16 protein-coding genes are annotated in these 20647 nt (G+C 49.3%); 3 read left to right on the forward strand and 13 right to left on the reverse strand.

Annotation, left to right across the window (positions count from 1 at the left end; translation table 11 throughout):
* Positions 1-33 precede the first annotated feature (33 nt).
* From AMJAP_RS12380 to gbdR, 3 genes are all read right to left on the reverse strand, one after another.
* Positions 34-390 (reverse strand): hypothetical protein, encoded by a 357-nt coding sequence (locus AMJAP_RS12380; protein ID WP_019620236.1) that lies wholly within the window; start codon positions 388-390, stop codon positions 34-36.
* A gap of 465 nt (positions 391-855) precedes the next feature.
* Entirely contained in the window at positions 856-1251 is a 396-nt protein-coding gene (locus AMJAP_RS12385; RefSeq protein WP_019620235.1) for a hypothetical protein, read from the reverse strand.
* A gap of 474 nt (positions 1252-1725) precedes the next feature.
* A complete protein-coding gene (gbdR, locus tag AMJAP_RS12390) occupies positions 1726-2844 on the reverse strand; it encodes a choline metabolism transcriptional regulator GbdR (RefSeq protein ID WP_019620234.1) in 1119 nt (372 codons plus the stop codon).
* A gap of 495 nt (positions 2845-3339) precedes the next feature.
* On the opposite strand from gbdR, the gene fdhA reads away from it, so the two are divergent.
* Positions 3340-4539, forward strand: coding sequence for a formaldehyde dehydrogenase, glutathione-independent (gene fdhA / locus AMJAP_RS12395; RefSeq protein ID WP_019620233.1), 1200 nt, complete (start codon positions 3340-3342; stop codon positions 4537-4539).
* Between the two features lie 84 nt (positions 4540-4623).
* On the opposite strand, the gene AMJAP_RS12400 is transcribed toward fdhA, so the two are convergent.
* From AMJAP_RS12400 to AMJAP_RS12410, 3 genes are all read right to left on the reverse strand, one after another.
* The gene (locus tag AMJAP_RS12400; RefSeq protein ID WP_236588723.1) at positions 4624-5331 is read right to left on the reverse strand and encodes a 3'-5' exonuclease; all 708 of its coding nucleotides are present in this window, start codon (positions 5329-5331) and stop codon (positions 4624-4626) included.
* Between the two features lie 9 nt (positions 5332-5340).
* Complete coding sequence (locus AMJAP_RS12405) at positions 5341-7224, reverse strand: DUF294 nucleotidyltransferase-like domain-containing protein (RefSeq protein WP_019620231.1); 1884 nt, start codon at positions 7222-7224, stop codon at positions 5341-5343.
* 114 nt (positions 7225-7338) lie between these two features.
* A complete protein-coding gene (locus tag AMJAP_RS12410) occupies positions 7339-8466 on the reverse strand; it encodes an FAD-binding oxidoreductase (RefSeq protein WP_019620230.1) in 1128 nt (375 codons plus the stop codon).
* Positions 8467-8822: 356 nt separating this feature from the next.
* Between AMJAP_RS12410 and AMJAP_RS12415 the strand changes: the two genes are divergently transcribed.
* Positions 8823-10097 (forward strand): aromatic ring-hydroxylating oxygenase subunit alpha, encoded by a 1275-nt coding sequence (locus AMJAP_RS12415; protein WP_026339952.1) that lies wholly within the window; start codon positions 8823-8825, stop codon positions 10095-10097.
* Between the two features lie 119 nt (positions 10098-10216).
* Complete coding sequence (locus AMJAP_RS12420) at positions 10217-10978, forward strand: NAD(P)-binding domain-containing protein (protein WP_019620228.1); 762 nt, start codon at positions 10217-10219, stop codon at positions 10976-10978.
* 76 nt (positions 10979-11054) lie between these two features.
* Here AMJAP_RS12420 and AMJAP_RS12425 read toward each other — a convergent pair whose 3' ends face one another.
* The 7 genes from AMJAP_RS12425 to AMJAP_RS12455 form a co-directional block, all read right to left on the reverse strand.
* Positions 11055-11297, reverse strand: a complete 243-nt coding sequence (locus AMJAP_RS12425) for a hypothetical protein (RefSeq protein WP_019620227.1) — start codon at positions 11295-11297, stop codon at positions 11055-11057.
* A gap of 120 nt (positions 11298-11417) precedes the next feature.
* Entirely contained in the window at positions 11418-12992 is a 1575-nt protein-coding gene (locus AMJAP_RS12430; protein WP_019620226.1) for a BCCT family transporter, read from the reverse strand.
* Positions 12993-13669: 677 nt separating this feature from the next.
* Positions 13670-14458: an electron transfer flavoprotein subunit beta gene (gene etfB / locus AMJAP_RS12435; protein ID WP_019620225.1), complete on the reverse strand. Its 789-nt coding sequence runs from the start codon at positions 14456-14458 to the stop codon at positions 13670-13672.
* Positions 14448-15737 carry an electron transfer flavoprotein subunit alpha gene (gene etfA, locus AMJAP_RS12440; protein WP_019620224.1) on the reverse strand — a complete coding sequence of 430 codons (1290 nt, stop codon included), beginning with the start codon at positions 15735-15737 and terminating at the stop codon, positions 14448-14450. The genes etfB and etfA overlap by 11 nt, the downstream gene beginning before the upstream one ends.
* The gene (locus AMJAP_RS12445) at positions 15737-17662 is read right to left on the reverse strand and encodes a (Fe-S)-binding protein (protein WP_019620223.1); all 1926 of its coding nucleotides are present in this window, start codon (positions 17660-17662) and stop codon (positions 15737-15739) included. Before AMJAP_RS12445 ends, etfA begins: the two co-directional genes overlap by 1 nt.
* A gap of 245 nt (positions 17663-17907) precedes the next feature.
* Positions 17908-19971 (reverse strand): dimethylglycine demethylation protein DgcA, encoded by a 2064-nt coding sequence (dgcA, locus tag AMJAP_RS12450; RefSeq protein ID WP_019620222.1) that lies wholly within the window; start codon positions 19969-19971, stop codon positions 17908-17910.
* Between the two features lie 91 nt (positions 19972-20062).
* Positions 20063-20593 carry a 4-vinyl reductase gene (locus AMJAP_RS12455; RefSeq protein ID WP_019620221.1) on the reverse strand — a complete coding sequence of 177 codons (531 nt, stop codon included), beginning with the start codon at positions 20591-20593 and terminating at the stop codon, positions 20063-20065.
* Positions 20594-20647 lie beyond the last annotated feature (54 nt).

Genomic DNA, 20647 nt, shown 5'->3' on the forward strand with positions numbered 1-20647 from the left:
GGGCTGTAACTATCTTCACCCAATGAAAAAACGCTACTCAATACCTACGCAGCTGATAAACTCTTTGACTGTATCTGTCACCTGCACTTTTTCAGAAAACACGGCTGGAGCATTACCAAACACCTGGTCTTCGCAGCGCCCTTTAGAATGACTATACTTGTCCATGCAAGAGCTGACAGTTGATAAACCTGTTGTCTGAAACGTAACGTCATTACACAAAAACTGAGCCAATAAATTAGCTTTATTTTTAACGTCATCCACTGAAACTACACTGGTATCCGCTTTATTAAGTAAGTTTCCGTAGCTGGTAGTATCAATATCTTCACTTTGATTCATCATGACCAGATAAACCCCTCCCGCAAAGAGAGCCATCAATAGTATTTCTTTCATCAGTACTTCCCTGTGATCCGCACCGTTATTTGTTTTATATAAAAACAGATGAAAACTGACAAACGAACGATTACCAGGATATCTCCCATTAATGTTCGCTATTTAGATTTGAGAAAAGCTTTGAAGTCGCCGCTGATTCTCGTCCCTGAAAATGAGCAAGCTCATTTGATCAATTGCGCGGATTAACCTGCGCTACACCTGAGGTGTAAATATGCCTAATACATCAGGCAGATACAACTCAAAAAGAAGCAATCACTCAGAGCTTCAGCTATAACGCCTTGAAATAGTATATCATCGTGACTCTTTCGCCGCTGGTACCCAGAAGGCATGCTAAAGCAGCTCCTACATAAAACGTAGCCCTTCTTACAAAGCTCGTTTTCACCCTGTCAATAAAGAAAGACTTTCCTAGCCACCAGCAAGCGGCAAAGCCTCGTCTAGCACGTCGCGCAGCGACGTTCTGGCAACTCAAGGTTTTAGCGTTTCAACCTGTCCCTGCTCCTCTACAGTCAACTCCCCGTACCACCTGAAATACGACCAGCCGTAGCCCCACCTGAATTCTGTTGGCCAAAGGGGACTGCCACCAACGCGCACGCCAGCCAGCATGACTTCAGCAACAGCGGGCTTACCTACTTTGGCAACACAGGCTTTTAGCGCGTTGTCAGCCTCGAGTCGCTGCTGATAGGTTCCCCCTTTCCAATAGGATACATCGTGTGCTGTGCAACAACTTTTCCACAGTGTTTTTTCATGCACTGTACCATCCGGGAATGAGCTACAGCCATCTGTAGTAAAAGGCTTTAGTGTATCTGCTACGGTATACCCGGAAAGAACACACATCAGCATCATACAGAGTAAAGGCTTCATCAGTTTTTGTATCCCCTACGTTTAAACAGCTTAAATATAGCAGTGATGTAAAAGGCTGGGACTTTTAGCCCGGTACCGTGCAACTTATAAACAGTGTAGGGAAATCTAATTCAAAGGCATACTGTGGAAGGAGATATCGCGAGGAAAACATATCCTTGGTCTGGACTAACAGATAAGCAGACAAAGCCAGCGCCAACTGGCATAAGACTCGATTACACAAGTTGAGTATCGACAAGAAACAACCATACACAGCCACTTAAGACACTCAGAAACAACGCATACTCAAATAACTTTTTCATTCCACCTCGAAGAGTCCTTCGCTGCACTCAGCAAAGGACGGTATGAACAGATCTAACCGGCCATTTGCGAGTGTTAAGTGAAAGGCAGCCCAGTTCAAAGCCAAGCAACCTAACAAAGCAAATAGCCGTCCTGAGAATCGCGGCTTATTTAATCGCCATAAACATCATGACGAAATCAGATCGCTACCGATCCAAAACTGGGTTCCGTCTGCGCGGAATTCAATACCGATACTGAGCGCTTAATATTGGCAAGGAAACCATCACCCAATGGCTGCTCTTCCACCTCAACCGGGGTATTGGTCGCCCACACTCCTTTACGCTCATCTCTGGGCGATATACCGATATGTTTACGGTAGCAGCGACTGAAGTGTGGCGTTGATACAAAACCACAGGCTGTGGATATTTCTACAATCGCCATGCTCGATTGCTTTAATAACTGACGTGCCCGGTCAAGGCGCAACTTGAGATAGTAACGAGAAGGAGAACAGTTCAGGTATTTCAGAAACATTCTTTCCAGTTGCCGGCGTGAAACATCTACGAACTTTGCCAGTTCATCCAGGCCAATGGGCTCTTCGAGATTATTTTCCATCAACTCAATCACATCAACCAACTTAGGTTTACTTTCACCGCAGTTATGCAGCTGACGCAAAGGCACCTTCTGTTGATCAAACTCGCTGCGTATCCGGTCACAGATAAACATATCCGATACGGCCATAGACAGTTTTGGCCCATGTTGCAGCGAAACCATATGCAGAAACATATCCATAGGCGAGATACCACCGGAGGATGTCATCCTGTTTCGATCTACCGAAAACAAGCGGTTGTTGCAGTTCACTTTAGGGTAGAGCTCCTGCAATGAAGCCATACATTCCCAATGAGTACTGCAATCATAACCATCCAGTAAACCCGCATGAGCCAACAGATAGGCTCCGGTACAGATTCCCCCCAGTGTTACACCCCGACGGCCCATCAACTGAAGCCAGCTAACTTGTTTTTTAGTAAAGCTGCGCGTTATATCCACACCACCACAAACAATCAACAGATCGAACTCGGGCATATCCGCGAATGAAAAATCTGGTGTGAAGCTTAATCCATCACTGGCGCTTACCGGTGCACCGGTCTCGGATACCATGTGCCAGCTATACAGTTCCAGACCTGAAAGCTGATTCGCCATTCTCAACGGTTCTATCGATGAGGAAAGAGCAAACATAGTAAAATTATCGAGCAGTAGAAATCCTACCCGAGTAGCTTTTTGGTAATCCTTAATCGGATCCAATGCAGTAGATAACGTCATGATAAGCACCCTTTTAACGCGTAATAAACAAACCTGAAAGGTGCAAGACAGACTTGCAACTCTTCACTTCACTCACGTTATTTTTTATATTTTTCAGGATAATTAAGGGTGGCTGAAGAACTACATAGAACTGTATATTCATCCGCCGGTTATGTCGTTTTTATTCAGCACACTTTCGATTTAAATTTTATTTAGTCGCTGAACGACAAAATCAATACTATTTGATTTATATCAAACTAAGAATACTCAAAAACGACCAGTTTGCGATTTTGCTTACCTCTAAGCGACTCCGCTATTTAACAATTTTTTGCTGTCCATAAAAACGTGCTTCCACCGCACGTATTAAAATCATTTATAAACCAACAGACCCACTTTTGGTGTCGTTTCTGATCAATTATGGCGCGGTGCCGGACAGTCTCGCCCCCCTACTTTTAATTATTGTGGTATGACACCCATTACCGGGTGATCCAATAATAAAATATCAGGAGAACTACCATGTGTAGCAATCATGCCAACCGTGGTGTCGTCTATAAAGGCCCGGGTGAAGTCGCTGTTGAAGCGATCCCCTTTCCAGAACTATCAATCGGTAAACGTAAGTGTAACCACGGTGTTATTCTGCGAGTTTTGACCACGAATATCTGTGGTTCTGATCAGCATATGGTGCGCGGCCGTACTACGGCGCAATCCGGTTTAGTACTCGGACACGAAATTACTGGCCAGATCATCGAGTGCGGTAACGATGTTGAGTTTCTCAAGCCTGGCGACATTGTCTCTGTACCCTTCAACATAGCCTGCGGCCGTTGCCGCAACTGTAAAGAAGGCAACACCGGCATCTGCCTAAACGTAAACCCTGCCCGTCCTGGCGCTGCCTATGGCTATGTCGATATGGGTGGTTGGGTAGGCGGTCAGTCAGAATATGTGATGGTTCCTTATGCAGACTTTAACCTGTTGAAGTTCCCTGACTCCGACCAGGCGATGGATAAAATACGAGACCTGACACTGCTATCTGATATTTTCCCTACCGGTTTCCACGGTTGTGTTACCGCCGGCGTAGGACCAGGCTCAACGGTGTACATCGCTGGCGCTGGCCCTGTTGGCCTGGCCGCAGCGGTCTCTGCACAGTTATTAGGCGCAGCCTGTGTCATTGTTGGTGACATGATTGAAGATCGACTAGAGCAAGCACGCAGCTTTGGTTGTGAGACTATTGATCTGCGCCAGGAAGGCGAGATGGCCGATAAACTGGAAGTAATTCTGGGCGAACGCGAAGTCGATGCATTTGTTGACTGTGTAGGCTTTGAAGCCCACGCCTGCGGTTGCAACCACGGTGTTGAAGCCCCTGCAACGGTGCTGAACTCCGCAATGGACATCACCCGTGCCGGTGGCCAGATCGGTATTCCTGGCTTGTATGTTACCGCAGACCCGGGTGCCGTCGATGAAGCCGCTCAAGAAGGCGCTCTAAGCATGCGCTTCGGACTGGGCTGGGCTAAATCCCATTCATTCCATACCGGACAGTGTCCGGTCATGAAATATCACCGTCCTCTGATGCAGGCGATTCTGTTTGATAAGGTAGATATCGCCAAGGCGGTTAACGTGCAGATGATATCTCTGGATCAGGCACCTGAAGGTTACGCTGACTTCGATGGTGGTGCAGCGAAAAAATTCGTAATCGATCCACACGGTTCGGTCGCGGCATAAGCCTCACGCCCTGATAAAGCCACCGCCCTGCCGGTGGCTTTTCTTTATCTGTTCAAGTGATGTATTCGACGGATCTTTAATCCCTTAAACCCAGATATGACTCAACGGTGTAATTTCACTATAGCGATGGCGTATTTGAGCTTGCAGCAGTTCGGCGGTTGAAATCGCATCAGTCAATGCGTGATGCTGACCATAATGCGGCAGGTTATAGCGACTTCGGCTATCCCCCAGCCGAATCGATTCCTGCTTTTTCCCTATCAGTCGCTTTAGCGTATTTGCGACGCCCTGACGGTATAACATCGCTTCCAGTTGCATCGTGTCCACAACAGGAAAACTAATCCCCTCGTTGATACGTTTTTTTAGCGCAGCATTAAGAAACTCACGCTCAATATAACGATAATGCACTACCACAATCCTGCCTGCGATAGCCTCCAGCACTTGCCCCAGTACCCGGTTCAGATCCGGAGCATCATTTAACTCAGTATGCGTAATACCATGAATAACAATGGATTCATCTTTCATCGCGCTACGCGGCTTCAGTAACCAGTGGCGAGCTTCCCGCAGGCGAATTCTATTCAGGTCAAATGGTACCAAACCAATGCTGATAATCTCATCACTGCCCGCATCAAGCCCGGTAGTTTCAAAATCTAAGGAAACAAAGGGAACATCAGACAGGGGCGTATTCCCGGCAACGGTGCCATGTTCGTAAAATGCCCGTAACCGCTCATCCTGAGTGGTGAGCGCTTGTTCCTGAAATAGCTCAGGCCAGTTTACTGCGATAGAGTCTGTCACAAGAGCCACTTATTTACGGGTATAAGGATAGCGAAATTTCAGAAAGCGCTGACTATTACTCAGCACCTGAAATGCCTCTTTCAGGTTACGGCGTTCAAAATCAGTCAGATTCTCCGGTTCAACGCTGTTATCGACGTCCCGGTCAGTCTCCACATCCAGCGCCTGATGGCGAATACGTACCATCGCAATAAACTCCATCGCATCACGCAGGTCGTTCTCTCGTCCGGCCGGCAGAATACCGGCTTTAACTACATCATCGAGCCGTTCGAATGAGTTCTGGGCCCTGGAGCCTACCGCCATAGCATGCACCCTGATCAGATCAGAAAGAGGCGCAGTGCCCCGGCGCTTGAGGTTGATTGAATTCCGATGCTGACCATCCTTTTCCATCACAAAGCCTTTAAAGAAGCCCAGTGGCGGCGTTCGACTCAGGGCGTTACGGGCCAGGCTAGCGAGAAAACGTGGCGAACGTTTGGCTTTACGTACGATAAAAGTATTGAGCTGATCAGCCCATTTCGTCTTACCGAACACACCATCCAGATCAAAAAATATTGAACAGTTCAGCAGCGCTTCGGGATCTGGATTTTCGACCCAGTCGGCAAAAATAGCTTCCCATTCCTGACGGGTTTTACGCCACTCAGGATTGGTCGCCATGATATTGCCACTGCAGTAAACATAGCCGCAGGTATTCAGGCCATCACTGACAAACTTAGCCAGAGCTTCGAAATATGCTCCATGTTTTTCTGCATCAAAACTATTATCCAAAATTAGTGCATTGTCCTGATCAGTCATCAGCAACTGCTCATCCCGGGCCATCGATCCCAGCGCCAGAAAACAATACCGTATAGGGGGCGCTCCAAGCTGTTCTTCTGCCAGTTCCAGTAAGCGCTGTTTAAAACAACGACCGATTACCGACATCGCACTGCCGATCATATGAGAATTAGCGTCTTCATTAACCATGCGAACAAAACAGGCGCTAATTTGAGGCTGTAACTGTGCCAGTTCTTCGACACTGGTCTGGCGCATAATATTGCTGACCAGGTAAAGACTGCTTTGAGATTCATAGCGAACAATATCTGAAGTCGCTAGCACGCCCACCGGGCAACCATTTTCCAGAATCGGCAGATGATGCAGGTTGAAACGTAGCATGGTCAGCATCGCTTCAAAGGCGTATGCATCTTCATCCAGAGTGACCGGTTCAGCCGTCATCACTTCAGTTACCGGTGTATCCAGATCGAGGCCCGGTGCGACGACCCGGCTTCGCAGATCCCGATCAGTAAGAATACCGACAACTGATTGCTCGGGCTCATCATCTTCTCTATTGCTACCGGCAGCCTGCATAATCAGTATGGAAGATACGCCCTCAGCCGTCATGTACTGGGCAGCATGGCGAATAGTTGCAGATGCATCGAGACAAACCGGATCCCGGGAGATCAGTCGGGTCACTTTTGATGCCATCAGGTCATTGCTTTCCTGCTTACTGGAGATCGCCTGACGCAAACGGTTGTCATCCATTTCGACAAAGTAAGCAAAAGCATCAAAACGATCACAGAGTTCGGTAAACAAAGCTTCAGGAATGAAGTAGATCAGTGAATCTTCCAGCGCCCGCGCTGGCAGCCGGATTTTGTTATTCATCAACAAGCCCAGCTGGCCAAACAGATCGCCTTCACTGAGACGGTTATAAAGATCACCGTTACGGCGATAGATCTCTACCGCACCACTGCGAATAACGCAGAGATCATGTATTTCATCGCCGAACTGGTAGATATCATGACCGGAGCGGTAATATGAAATTTCCGCCTGACAAGCTATATCATCGACAACCTCATCCGGCAGGCTGTCAAACGGTGGATACTGTTTAAGAAACCCGGCAACTTCAATCTGTTCTGCGTGCATTGATGAATCCGACTTGTTCTGAGGCTTTTATTTAGAGTACGCCTGAACGCTCTACCTGTAACTCTACAATAAAAAAATCGCCCGCAGGCGGTTTTTAATAGTCATATCTGCGTATCAAAAATCCAGAACGACATCAGTTTTTGGCACACTGCAGCAGGATAATACATAACCCGCTTCAACGTCTTCATCGGTGATACCACCATTATGAGACATCTCAGTTTCGCCCTCTTTTACCAGCACTTTACAGGTACCACAGATCCCCATACCACAAGCTTTAGGAATGAGAAGATCCAGCTTAGTGGCTGCCGTATGAAGGGTTTCACCGGGAGCGATCTGAACGCTCATACCTTTTCCAGCAAACTCAACTTTAAGCATATCAGCCTGGGTGAGTGCATCAGCCTCATCCTGAGCAATTTCAGCGTTCTCTATCGCTTCTTCTTCTACACCGACCGGCATCTCACCAAAGGATTCCTCGTGGTAATGATCCATATCAAAACCATTCGCCTGGAGTAACTTCTTAACCGCATTCATATAAGGCGCCGGGCCACAGCAGAACACTTCACGTTCGAGGAAATCTTCTGCAATCATTTCCAGCTTGATCTGATCAAGATAACCACGATAACCATGCCATGCCTGACCACTCTCAATTTTTTCACAGATGAGATGCAGGCTAAAGTTGCTAATCCGGGAAGCCATATGATCCAGTTCGCGCTGGAAAACAATATCTTTCGGTGTCCGGGCGCTGTGGACAAAAGAGATATCCACGTCAGCATTGGTATCAAACCACCAGCGTGCCATAGACATTACTGGGGTAATCCCTACGCCACCGGATAACAGCAGCACTTTACGGGCAGGAAAGTCGATACAGTTAAACAGCCCTACCGGGCCATGAACCGCCAGCTGATCGCCCTCATTCAAATTCGTGTGCAACCAGTTTGAAACCAATCCATTAGTATCCAGCTTTACCGTAATAGAGAAACTATAAGGTACCGAAGGTGAACTGGAAATCGTATAAGAGCGCATCACCTGCTGCCCCTCAATTTCTAGTTCAAGGGTGACAAACTGGCCAGGCTTAAAGAAGTACATCACCGGCTGTTCAGACATAAAACAGAAGGTACACACATCCCAGGTTTCACGGATCACTTTTACACAACGGACGTTGTGACGACCATTAACCCAGGTCTGGGTATTTACCGGGATAAAGCTGTCAGAGCCGACAGTAGCAGGGACGGTATTAGTCATGGTGTATCTCTCATCAGTGCCGGATAGTGCACCGGTTCAGTTATTGGGCTAATAAATTGGACTCAATAGGATGGTAGCTAAAACAGCTATCCATCAATTCACACTTAATGAGCACATTGTCTGTCGGGCTGGTTTTCAAATATTAACTACTAACGACATTTATTTGCTTATTGCGACCATCCCCGACAATCCCTGCCATACAGGTCGATTTATGTATTTGTCCATGTCGTAAACAGTCAATCTCATAAACGCAGGCTGATAGAGGATGAACCCATGCAATAACACTATGCAGGTCAGGGTTATTCCTGATCATTTATAACGATGCACACGCAGTGCCTTGATGGAAGATGCGACTAATGAACCAAAATGACCTACTGAATTCGACCTGTGCCACTATCCATGAGGCACGAAAGGAGATGGCGAACCTCCTTGAGGAGCGTCCGGCCAATTATTCTTTGGCCCAGCCCTTGTATAACGATCCTCTGATGTTCCGGATCGATGTAGAGGAAGTCTTTCAAAAAGAGTGGCTATTCGTTGGCATGACCAGTGAAATTCCAGCCCGTGGCGATTACTTTACTGTTGAAGTTGCACAGAACCCGGTACTGGTCGTACGGGATGCAGACGGCAGCGTTAATGCATTCCACAACACCTGTCGTCACCGTGGCTCGCGTATCTGCACAGAACACCGGGGTAAAGTGGCCAATCTGGTCTGCCCATACCACCAGTGGACTTATGACCTGAAAGGCAACTTGTTATTCGCTGGCACCGAAATGGGTGACAGCTTTGAAACCCAGGAGCATGGGCTGAAAAAAGCCTTCTGTAAAACTGCTGGCGGCTTTATCTTTGTCTGCCTGGGTAAAGAGGAACCTGAAGGTGATTTTGATGAGTTCCTGTCCACCCTTGAAGAGTACATGGAACCTTATGATGTAGAGAACACCAAGCTGGCGGTGGAATCTAACATGTATGAAAAAGCTAACTGGAAGCTGGTAATTGAGAACAACCGCGAATGCTACCACTGTGCTGGCAACCATCCGGAACTACTGAACAGCCTGCTTGAGTGGGATGACACGAACGATCCCCGCGCATCACAGGAGTTCAAAGACCACTGTAAAGATCAGGCGGCAGCATGGGATGCCGAAGGCATACCTCACGAGCACAAGAGTTTTGGCCCCGGCCTTCGCAACCGTATCGTACGCATGCCATTGAAGAAAGGCACTCAGGCAATGACGATGGATGGCAAAGCCGGCTGCAACAAATTGCTGGGACGCATCAAAAATCCACAAATGGGCTCCATGCGTATCCTGCATCTGCCAAATTCGTGGAACCACATGCAGTCTGATCACTTCATTGTCTTCCGGGTATTGCCAATTTCCGCCCAGGAATCATTAGTCACGACTAAATGGTTCGTCCATAAAGATGCGGTTGAAGGTGTTGATTACGATCCGGTACAGCTGCGTAAAGTCTGGGATGCAACCAATGAACAGGATCGCGTTCTCGGCGAAGAAAACCAACAGGGCATCAACTCTATTGGTTACCAGCCAGGTCCGTATTCTGAAACCTTCGAGTTTGGCATCGTAAACTTTATGGAGTGGTACAGCGACACCATTGATAAGAACCTGAAAAGCCGTTAAGTCTGCTTTTGCTCAAAAACCGCCTGTATGGCGGTTTTTTTTGCTTTATACGTCGCGGAGAGGAAAACACCTCTTCGCCGAATACATAAAATGTTCTGACGCAAACAGGAGAACACAACATGACAACCGCTACACTGGGTATTTTAGGCGTCGGTCACCTGGCAACGTACACCGTCACCGGCCTTCGTAGAAACGACGACCAACGGCAGATCGTTCTGAGCCCTCGTAACGCAGAAGCTGCTAAACAACTGGCCAATAATAGCCAGTGCACTATTGCCGATAATAACCAGGCGGTGATTGAGAGCAGTGACATCATCCTGCTGGCGGTCAGACCGGAACAGCTGGATGGGTTATTAAATGACTTGCAGATGAAACCAGGTCAACTGGTCATCTCAACAATTGCCGGTATAACCCTGGAACAACTAAAGCAATACCCCGCACTGCAAAACGCCACCTTAGTAAGAACGCTGCCATCTGCCAGTGCCGAAGTTTGTGCCGGACCAGTACCACTGTTCCCAGCCAACGAAGCTGCAGAGAGCCTGCTGAATAGCATCGGTACTGTGGTTGTACTGGAGTCCGAATCACTCTTTAATACCGCACTGGCCCATGGTTGCTTGCACGGCTGGAGCTATCACCTGATTCAACAACTGATTGACTGGAGTAAACGCCAGGGAATGGATAATGACACCGCACGAACGATGGTCGTAGAGTCGATCAGCAGCGCGATTGCACTGGCGGAATCCCGTCCGGAACTAGACTACGGTGATATCGGCAATTCAATTGCGACACCGGGGACATATACCCTCAAAGGGATTAATCAGATCAAAGCAAACCACGGCCTGGAAGCCTGGAGCGACGCGATGGACACTATCTGTAAATAGTACGAGTCACGCCCATAAAAAAGCCGATGACAGTGTCATCGGCTTTTTTGTGTGTTGGGTGTGCAAACAATAGTCGTTAAACACCCGCTTCCAATATCGTTAGCGCATCCCTGACTTCAGGTAACATCACCGGAATCTGCTTCTGCAGTTCAGCCAGTAATACCTTAAAGCTGTCATGCACCTCATCCGGCTGATCTTTCAACCAGAGCAACGCCGCATCACTACATTGCTGCGGCGACCAGCCCTGCTCCAGAGACACACCCGCTTGCACTAGCAGATCAAAAAAATCATCCTGATCGATCAGGTCAGTGATCATCATACTCGTCTCTCCTGTATTAAAACGGGCCACACCGGTATTTTATAATATTCTACACAAACGAAAAAAAGCTGGCACTAAGCCAGCTTTTTGATTCTTAAGAGGGGCTTGTCAGCGCGCCTCTCAGACTTCAGTTTTCAACCCTTTGTAGATGCTGACACACATAAACAACAGGATAACAGTGAACGGCAGACCGGCCGTAATCGCGCCCGCTTGTAACGCTTTCAGCGCTTCAGAGCCTCCACCATATAGCAGCACTGCTGCAATCAATCCCTGTAGCACCGCCCAGAAAACACGCTGCGGCACAGGCGAATCAACTTTACCACCCGCCGTAATCGAATCAATTACCAGAGAACCCGAGTCGGATGAAGTGATAAAGAACACCAGTACCAGAATAATCGCCAGCGCCGAAGTAATACCTGACAGTGGCAAATTGTCCAGCATCTGGAACATTGCCAGGGACACATCACTCAGACCGCTAGCCAGAGCGCCAGTGCCGCTTTGTACCTGATCAAGTGCCTGTGCACCAAAGGCTGCCATCCAGATAGCAGATACCACCGTAGGGATAAGCAATACCGCAATCATAAATTCGCGTACTGTCCGGCCCCGGGATACCCGTGCGATAAACATCCCCACGAATGGCGACCAGGATACCCACCAAGCCCAGTAGAATACTGTCCAGCCTGTGTAGAACTTCTCATCTTCACGTCCGACCCAGTTACTCAAAGGAACAATATCAGTCACATAGCTACTGACAGTCATTGACAGATTATTAAAGAATCCACTCAGAGAGCCCGCAATTATTACAAACAACAATAAGGCCGCTGCGATCAGCATATTAATGTTGCTAAGCAGCTTAACACCGCCTTCCAGACCACGCGTAACGGAGATAATTGCGATTGCTGATACCACAACAATGATAACGATCTGAGTGGTGATACTATTCTCTACCCCAAACAGATAATTTAATCCGCCGGCAGCCTGAGAAGCACCTAAACCCAGAGAGGTCGCTAAACCAAATATGGTTGCCAATACCGCAACAATATCAATTACATGGCCGACAGGTCCCCAGACTCGCTCACCCAGCAATGGATAAAACGCTGAACGAATTGTCAGTGGCAGCCCTTTATTGTAGGTAAAGAAGGCCAGTGCCAGTGCTACAACACCGTAGATCGCCCAGGGATGTAATCCCCAGTGAAACAGGGTTGCACCCATCGCTGAAGCAGCAGCTTCAGGCGTATTTGGCACAGCATTCAGCGGAGTACCCCACCAGTCGGTATAGTACGCAACCGGTTCTGCAACACTCCAGAACATCAGGCCGATACCCATACCCGCAGCAAACAACATAGAGAACCACGACATACGACTAAAATCAGGTTTAGCCTCAGCTCCCCCTAAACGTATCCGACCGACCGGCAGCACTATCATTAGCAGGCAGAACAACACAAAAACGTTACCGCCCACCATAAACAACCAGTCGAAGGTTTCAATTGACCAGGTTCGGGCACCCTCCAGCATCACTTTAGCGTCAGCAGGAAACGCCAGGGCAAGTACAATAAAGGCCAGGATCGCTAGTGCACTGGTGGTGAAGACCGGATTATGAATATCCATTCCCAGCACCTGAACATTATCCTGCCCGGCCTTATAGTCAGAGGTGTACTCAGCTGACTTAGGGCCGTTTTGAACTTTTTGGTTCATAAAACTACTCCAGATTCTTTTTATATTGCTATCAGACGGACTGCAGATCACCCATCAATCACCAGAGCCAACCGGTGCTTTCTTCTACAACCCTACCTGACAGTTCCCGCATCAAATCTCGACCGTAAAGCCCATAAAGCTGCCAGTACTTTTTGCGCAGGAAGCCTCTATCTTATGAGCAGTCTGGTTTTAATAGCTGACTTATTACGACAGAAAGAACAGTAAAATGCCTATTCTCGACAAGGCGCATAACAAGCGAAATATGAGAGAGAGATAAACAATGATAAGCCGAACAATATTATAATGTTACGCGGTTTCTACCCCTCCCTGGAAAATGCTTTCAAGCTAAATAAGAGCCATTTTCCAGCCAGTAGCGAGTTGCAACGCACACCCTACCAAAGTCTGAAGACAACCTCCAATACGAAGCAGTGAATGACACACAAAAAAAACCACTCAAAGCCGTGAACTTTAGAGTGGTTATAAATACCTGGGGCTGAATCAAACAAAAAATTCAGTTTTGGGTCAGGCCGTTTCAAATCAAGAAAACAAAGTGCAAGAAACAATTTAAATATACAGAAGAAACCCTATACCAAACCCTCTTTTAGCGGCACATTTTATGCAAATAACGACATTTAACCGCTTTTAATAAAACATCCTGCTAAACATCGTCACGTTTGTCAGCGTAATACTCCCTCTTCTAACAGGAGATCAAAGATGGCCTGCGCCTGTTCGGCAGCCGGTTCATTTTGCATCACCTTGCCCCCGTCTCCCTGGGATTTTGCAGTCGCCGCTTTAAAACGATCTGCAGCGGTCTTTGCCTTAACAACTTTCAAACGTTTTGGTCGTTTACGCGCCGGCGCCTCACTCCACTCAGCACGCACAGCATCGGTTTCAGCACTGACTGACAATGCATCCATCGTTGCCCGGCTGGCGGGGCCGAACGCACTTTGACGCGGTTCCTGCGCCGCATTATCAACACTGGCAACAAAGGGCAGGCGTACTTTTAAGGCCCTACGCTGTCCCCGTGGCAATGCCTGGAGTACATCAGCAACGCCATCTTTTACCGCGGTAATATCAGCAATCCGCGGTACAATCGGCCAGCCTAATTTTTCAGCCAGCTGATAAGGCACCATTCCCGACGATTCACCACTCTCAGCACGTACGCCAGTCAGCACTATGTCAGTGCCGTTTTGTTGCAGGTACTCACCTAACGGCGCTAACGCATCCTCAGCGGGATCTAATTGCAATACGCGGATCGATTTCAGCCCCATGCCGGCATAGCTTCGCAACGCCTGCTGTTCAGGATCGCCCGCATGCAGCACGGTAAGCGCATCGGCCGCTAAAGTCATCCCCAGCTCAACAGCGCGCCCATCCTGCTCTGCCCGACGCTCACGACCAGACTGAGGATGTTTACCTACGGAAATTAATGACACTACGCTTAAGCTTTGTTGCAGATTATGCGGCATCCTGATCACCTCCCTCAGTCTGGCCGGCACGGAATGCCTGCGCCAATGTCAGCAACTCACTGAGAATCGCCTCACTATCGCCGACAGTACTTAACGCTGCCGCTTTAACCATGTCACACCCGGCATCGGTATTAATCGCGATGACTTTGTCACACTGACCAATACCCTGCATATGCTGGATCGCACCGGAAATACCGACCGCCAGATAAACCCGTGCCGTGACCCAGGTACCGGTTGCCCCCACCTGACGGAACCGTGGCATAAAGCCATCATCTACTGCAACCCGACTGGCACCTTCGGTGGCACCCAGCAGTTCAGCCGCTTTGTGGAACTGATCCCAGTTATGAATACCGTTACCCGCAGACAAGATAAACTCAGCTTCACCCAAAGGTATGGCATTTGGATCAACTGCAACCTGTCCCTGATCCTGCAGCTGCGCTATCACAGCGGGTACAGATTCCAGTTCGACTGGCAACGCTTCATGGCGCGTTTCATCGATCGCATCGGCACACTCTTCTGCCAGCAGCATCAAACGTGTTGTGCTGCGGGTGATATCTGTTGTACCCCCGGCACCACGACAAATCATCGTTGCATTATCCACCTGCCACGCTTGCACAGCAGGCCGTTCACCCAGCCGGGCTGCCAGGCGGGAGCCCAGATCAGCTCCCCCATTGACGCTATCCGGGAATAACCAGTGTTTCGGCTGATAACTGGCTTCCACCTGCACCATTGCCGCCAGTTGCTGCTCAGGACTGTAGCCCTGGTATTCTTCACCATCAAGCAACAGCAAACGATCAACACCGGCCGTGTCAAAACCTTCCTCTTTGCTTTCTCCGAAACAGACCGTCAGAACCGCACCCTTTTCTTCAGGATTGGAGTCTTCTAATCCACTGATAAGCTTATGCGCCAAACCGATCACATCTTTATCGTGACTGGTCAAACGACCACCGACCATGTCGGGTACCACAACGATGTAGAAATCAGGGATCTCAACACTGTGCAGTGGCAACTGTACAGCCTGAGGTCCACTTTGAGCGCCACTACGACGCCCCGTCGCAACGGTTGCGCCATTACCTTTAAGGCGATCAATACGTTTAATACCGTTAGGCCCGATAAAGCCAACCTTGTGTGGATTCTTTCGAATCAGCCCCGAAGGGCCACGCACTTCTACTTCATCACTAACACCAACGGTGCCATGCAATGGGTGCAAACGGTTACGCGCAATCCACTCAATCCGGGGATCTCTTCTAAGAAGCTCACTTTTATGGTCATTGCTCATCAGTGCACCTCCTCGATCAGTTGATCTACCAGGATCTCTGCAATATCTTTCACTTCCGGACGCGGCTCAACAACACCTTCCAACATCGCAGTACACTGCTGACAACCAACGGCAACCAGTTCAGCTTCAGTGCTGTTCACATCTTCCATCCGCATATCAGCGATACGTCGTTCGCCCGGAACATCCGTAATAGGTGCTCCGCCACCGCCACCGCAGCAACGTGAACGGAAGCCAGAACGCTCCATCTCCGCAATTTCGATGCCCATTGAGCGCAACAGCTCACGGGGGGCTTCGTATTCACCGTTATAACGCCCCAGGTAACATGGGTCATGATAGGTTACCCTGCCACCACTGAAGCTATCTAACTTCAGTTTTCCCTGTTGAACCAGTTCATTCAGATAGGTTGTATGGTGCAATACCTCAACCCCCTCCAGAGCTGAACTGCCGAAATCATCGTATTCATTACGCAGGCAGTGATAGGCATGCGGGTCGGTGGTAACAATGGCCTTAAACTTATATTGAGAAAGTACCGCCAGATTACGTTTAGCAATACTCTGGAACGCCGCATCATCGCCTAAGCGGCGCGCCACATCTCCTGAATCCAGCTCTTCGTCGCCCAGCACTGCAAAATCAACATTCGCGGCTTTAAGCAGTTTCACAAACGCCCGCAAAATACGCTGACTACGCATATCAAAGGCACCATCGGATACCCAGAACAAAACGTCTGCTTTCTGAACATCACGCATCAAATTGAGATTCTGGTCGGCCGCCGAGTTAGTCCGACTCGCCGGGTTATACCCGTTAGGGTTATCCGTAGCGATCAGGTTATCCAGTACTTCGGCACCCTTGTTCGGCGTCTTACCTTTTTCCATTGTCAGGTAGCGGCGCATATCGACGACAGCATCTACATGCTCGATCATCATCGGGCACTCTTCGACACAGGCACGACAAGTGGTACAAGACCAGAGTGTATCGGGATCGATCAACCCCTCAGTAATGATTTGTGTCGGGCCACCCGTCGCCTCGCCTATCGCTTTACCAGGGTAAGGACTGCCAGCAAACTGCGCATCGCTGCCACCCGCCAGGCCAACCACCATATCCTGAATCAGTTTCTTCGGGTTCAGAGGCTGTCCTGCAGCAAACGCCGGACACATCGCCTCACATTTACCGCACTGAACACAAGCATCAAAACCCAGTAACTGGTTCCACTTAAAGTCAGTCGGTTTAGCGACACCTAAGACGCCACCCACTTCCTGAGCAAGCGAAAGATCAACCGGCTTTAAACCCGTCGACCGACCGCCACCAAACCGTTCCTGACGACGATGAAAAGCCAGATGCAGCGCGCCTGCGAAGGCATGCTTCATCGGACCACCCCAGGTCATGCCAAAGAACAGTTCACCCATGCCCCAGATAATCAGCGCAGTGAGTAACAATGACAACAGAATACCCCCCGTTCCTTCGGGTAGAACTCCGGCCGCCGGTAGTGTCAGGACGAAGAACGCACCGGCAAAGGCCAGCAGGCTCTTTGGCAAACGCATCCAGGGGCCTTTGGATATTCGGCTAGGAGGATTAAGACGACGTTTAAAGACAAACAGGGCACCTACAAACATCAGCGCCAGCGCACCTAAAAGTGCCCAGGCCAGAATCTGGCTATCGAACCCCAGTAAGTGAACCAGAATAATCAACGCAGCAGAAAGTACAAAACCACCACCAGTAGCCGCATGGGTTTTAGACATATATTTGTCGCGTTCGACAATATCATGAAGATCATGCAGATAGCGTCCAGGCATCGCCATCAGGCCAGCGATCAGATCAACCTGATCTGGCTGTCCGGCACGCCATAGATTAACCCGGCGTACCGCGCCAATCACCGCCAGCACCAACGCGGTAGCAATCAGGACAGGATGTAACCATTCGAAAGACATAGACTCTCCTCTTTAACAGGAGTACGGACAGTTGTACCTGCCCTGTTATTCTTACAGACCAACCCTGATTCGTGACGAACCGGGGCTGACACAAGCGCTTCTAACCGAACTGAGCAATCTGAGCGTCATGAGCACAGGAAGTTCAAGGCATAAAGTTTACGGATGAGCGGAGCATAACAGCGCTATGTGAGCACCAGCCGTAAACTTTTAATGCAGCAATTCCAGGCGCAATAGCTCAGATACGATCAGAGATCTTTACACAAGCGAAGAGCGTCATACATCGCCGCATGCACATTACGCTGAGACACACAGTCACCCAGACGCCACAGGATCATGCCATCCGCATCTTCACTGAGAACAGGCTGAGGCTTGATATCAAACAGCGCCTCATTGTTGATCTGTCCCTTATTAAGGGACTCCTCTTTCAGCGCGTAAAACAGCTCTTCGTTCGGACGGGTACCGTTTTCTACCACAATCTGGTCAACCACCCGCTCTTCGCGCTGCGCGGTATACTCGTTCTCCAGAACAGCCACCAGGCTATCACCTTCGCGATACACTTTTTCCAGCAGATAGTCCGAGGTCATAATCACCTCTTTCTCATACAACGAGCGATAGTAAGTAGGGAACGTCGTTCCACCAATACCCACACCCGGCTTGATATCATCGGTTACGATCTCAACCAGCGACCCTTTCGACGCCAGATAATCAGCGGCAGAAAGGCCTGAGAATTCGCAGATAGTATCGTAGATCAGTACGTTTTTGCCCGGCTCAACCTTGCCGCTGAGAATATCCCAGCTAGAGACAACCAAGCCCTCTGCAGCACCCCACTCAGGGTTCTGATCGATAAAGGGACTACCACCGGTCGCGATCACACAAACATCTGGCTTCAGCTCTCTAACCAGTTCTTCATTGGCTTCGGTGCCCAGACGAACATCAACACCCAGGCGCTCAATTTCCATCGCTAACCAGCGTGTAATACCGGCAATCTGATCCCGCTGCGGGGCTTTAGCCGCCAGCGTAATCTGACCACCCAGCTCTTCCGCTTTTTCGACAAGCACAACCTGATGGCCCCGTTCAGCAGCAACCCGCGCCGCTTCCAGACCACCCGGGCCACCCCCGATAACCACCACCTTGCGAACCTTGCCGGTAGTCTTCTCAATAATATGTGGCAGCCCCATGTACTCACGGGACGTCGCCGCATTCTGGATACAAAGCACATCCAGGCCCTGGTACTGTCGGTCGATACAGTAGTTTGCACCCACACACTGACGGATCTGATCGACCTGATCATTCTTAATCTTGGCAATGATATGCGGGTCGGCAATATGGGCGCGGGTCATACCCACAAAATCCACATAGCCGGCTTCGATAATACGCTTAGCCTGATTCGGGTCTTTAATGTTCTGGGCATGAATCACCGGAACAGATACAACTTCTTTGATGCCCGCCGCCAGATGCAAGAACGGCTCCGGTGGATAACTCATATTCGGGATAACGTTTGCCAGGGTATTGTGAGTATCACAACCCGAGCCAACCACACCGAAGAAATCAAGCTCTCCGGTCGCATCATAATACGCAGCGATCTGCTTCATATCGTCGTGGTTCAAACCATCAGGATGAAATTCATCACCGGTGATACGCATCCCCACAACAAAATCACGACCGACTTCCGCACGAACCGCTTTCAATACTTCCATACCAAAGCGCATACGGTTTTCGAAGCTCCCGCCCCACTTATCGGTACGTTTGTTAACCCGTGGAGACCAGAACTGATCGACCAGGTGCTGGTGAACCGCTGACAGTTCAACACCGTCCAGACCACCCTCTTTAGCGCGGCGTGCCGCCTGAGCGAAATCACCGATAACCCGCCAGATATCTTCCTCTTCAATAATCTTACAGGTCGCACGGTGGACCGGCTCACGAATACCGGAGGGAGACATCAGGTTAGTCCAGTTTTCTCCGTCCCAACGGGAACGACGACCCATATGCGTGATCTGAATCATGATCTTGCCGCCGTGCTTATGCACCGCATCTGCCAGGTTCTGAAAATGCGGGATGATACGATCGGTCGACAGGTTGACCGAACTCCACCAGCTTTGAGGACTGTCGATGGATACCACACTGGAACCACCACAAATACTCAGGCCACAGCCACCTTTGGCTTTCTCCTCGTAGTATTTAACGTAGCGATCAGTCGTCATACCGCCGTCGGTCGCATAAACCTCGGCGTGAGCTGTACTGACAATACGGTTACGGATTGTCAGATTGTTAATCTTTAAAGGCTCAAACAGAACATCAAACTGGGACATAGTAGACTCCCACCTTTTTCGTTGCCGGCACGCAGGCCGTAATTCTTATTCGTCAGGGCAGACCTGTCGGCCTGCCTGTATTTTTTCGTTCTTACAGTGGTGTTACTTCAAAGTAACCCACGTCACAGCCATCCTCAGCCGCGCACTGGGTCTGTTCGGCCTTAGTGCGAACCTCGTAGCCCAGGTTTTCAGCGATCTGATCCAGCGCACCGGCAAACCAGCCGGTAAACATGTAATCCACTTTACGGTTCACTTTGCCGTACTGATAAACAAAGGCAGAGTTTTCTAAACGTACTTTGGCGGTACCCGCTTCCAGATCCAGCTCTTCAGTGATGAAAAAGCCCCAGCCGCGCTGCGACAAACGCTTGAGGTAGTGATGCCAAACATCCGCGCCGCTCAAGCCATGCTCAGCCGCTTCTTTTTCACACCAGTAATGAGCAGACTTATAACCCGCCTTGTATAGAATATCGGCATAGCGATCAGCACCGATCTCTTCCTCAATACCCATGTGGTTATTGACGAAGAAATGACGCGGCACATACAACATTGGCAGTGCATCCGTGGTCCATACTCCGGTCTCATCATTTACATCGATTGGCATTTCTGGCGCATGTACACCCATAATTCTTTACCTCAAAATTCTTTTATTTTTTACTAACAAATTCTATTCATACAT

The sequence above is a fragment of the Amphritea japonica ATCC BAA-1530 genome, assembly GCF_016592435.1.
Classification (GTDB): Bacteria; Pseudomonadota; Gammaproteobacteria; order Pseudomonadales; family Balneatricaceae; genus Amphritea; species Amphritea japonica.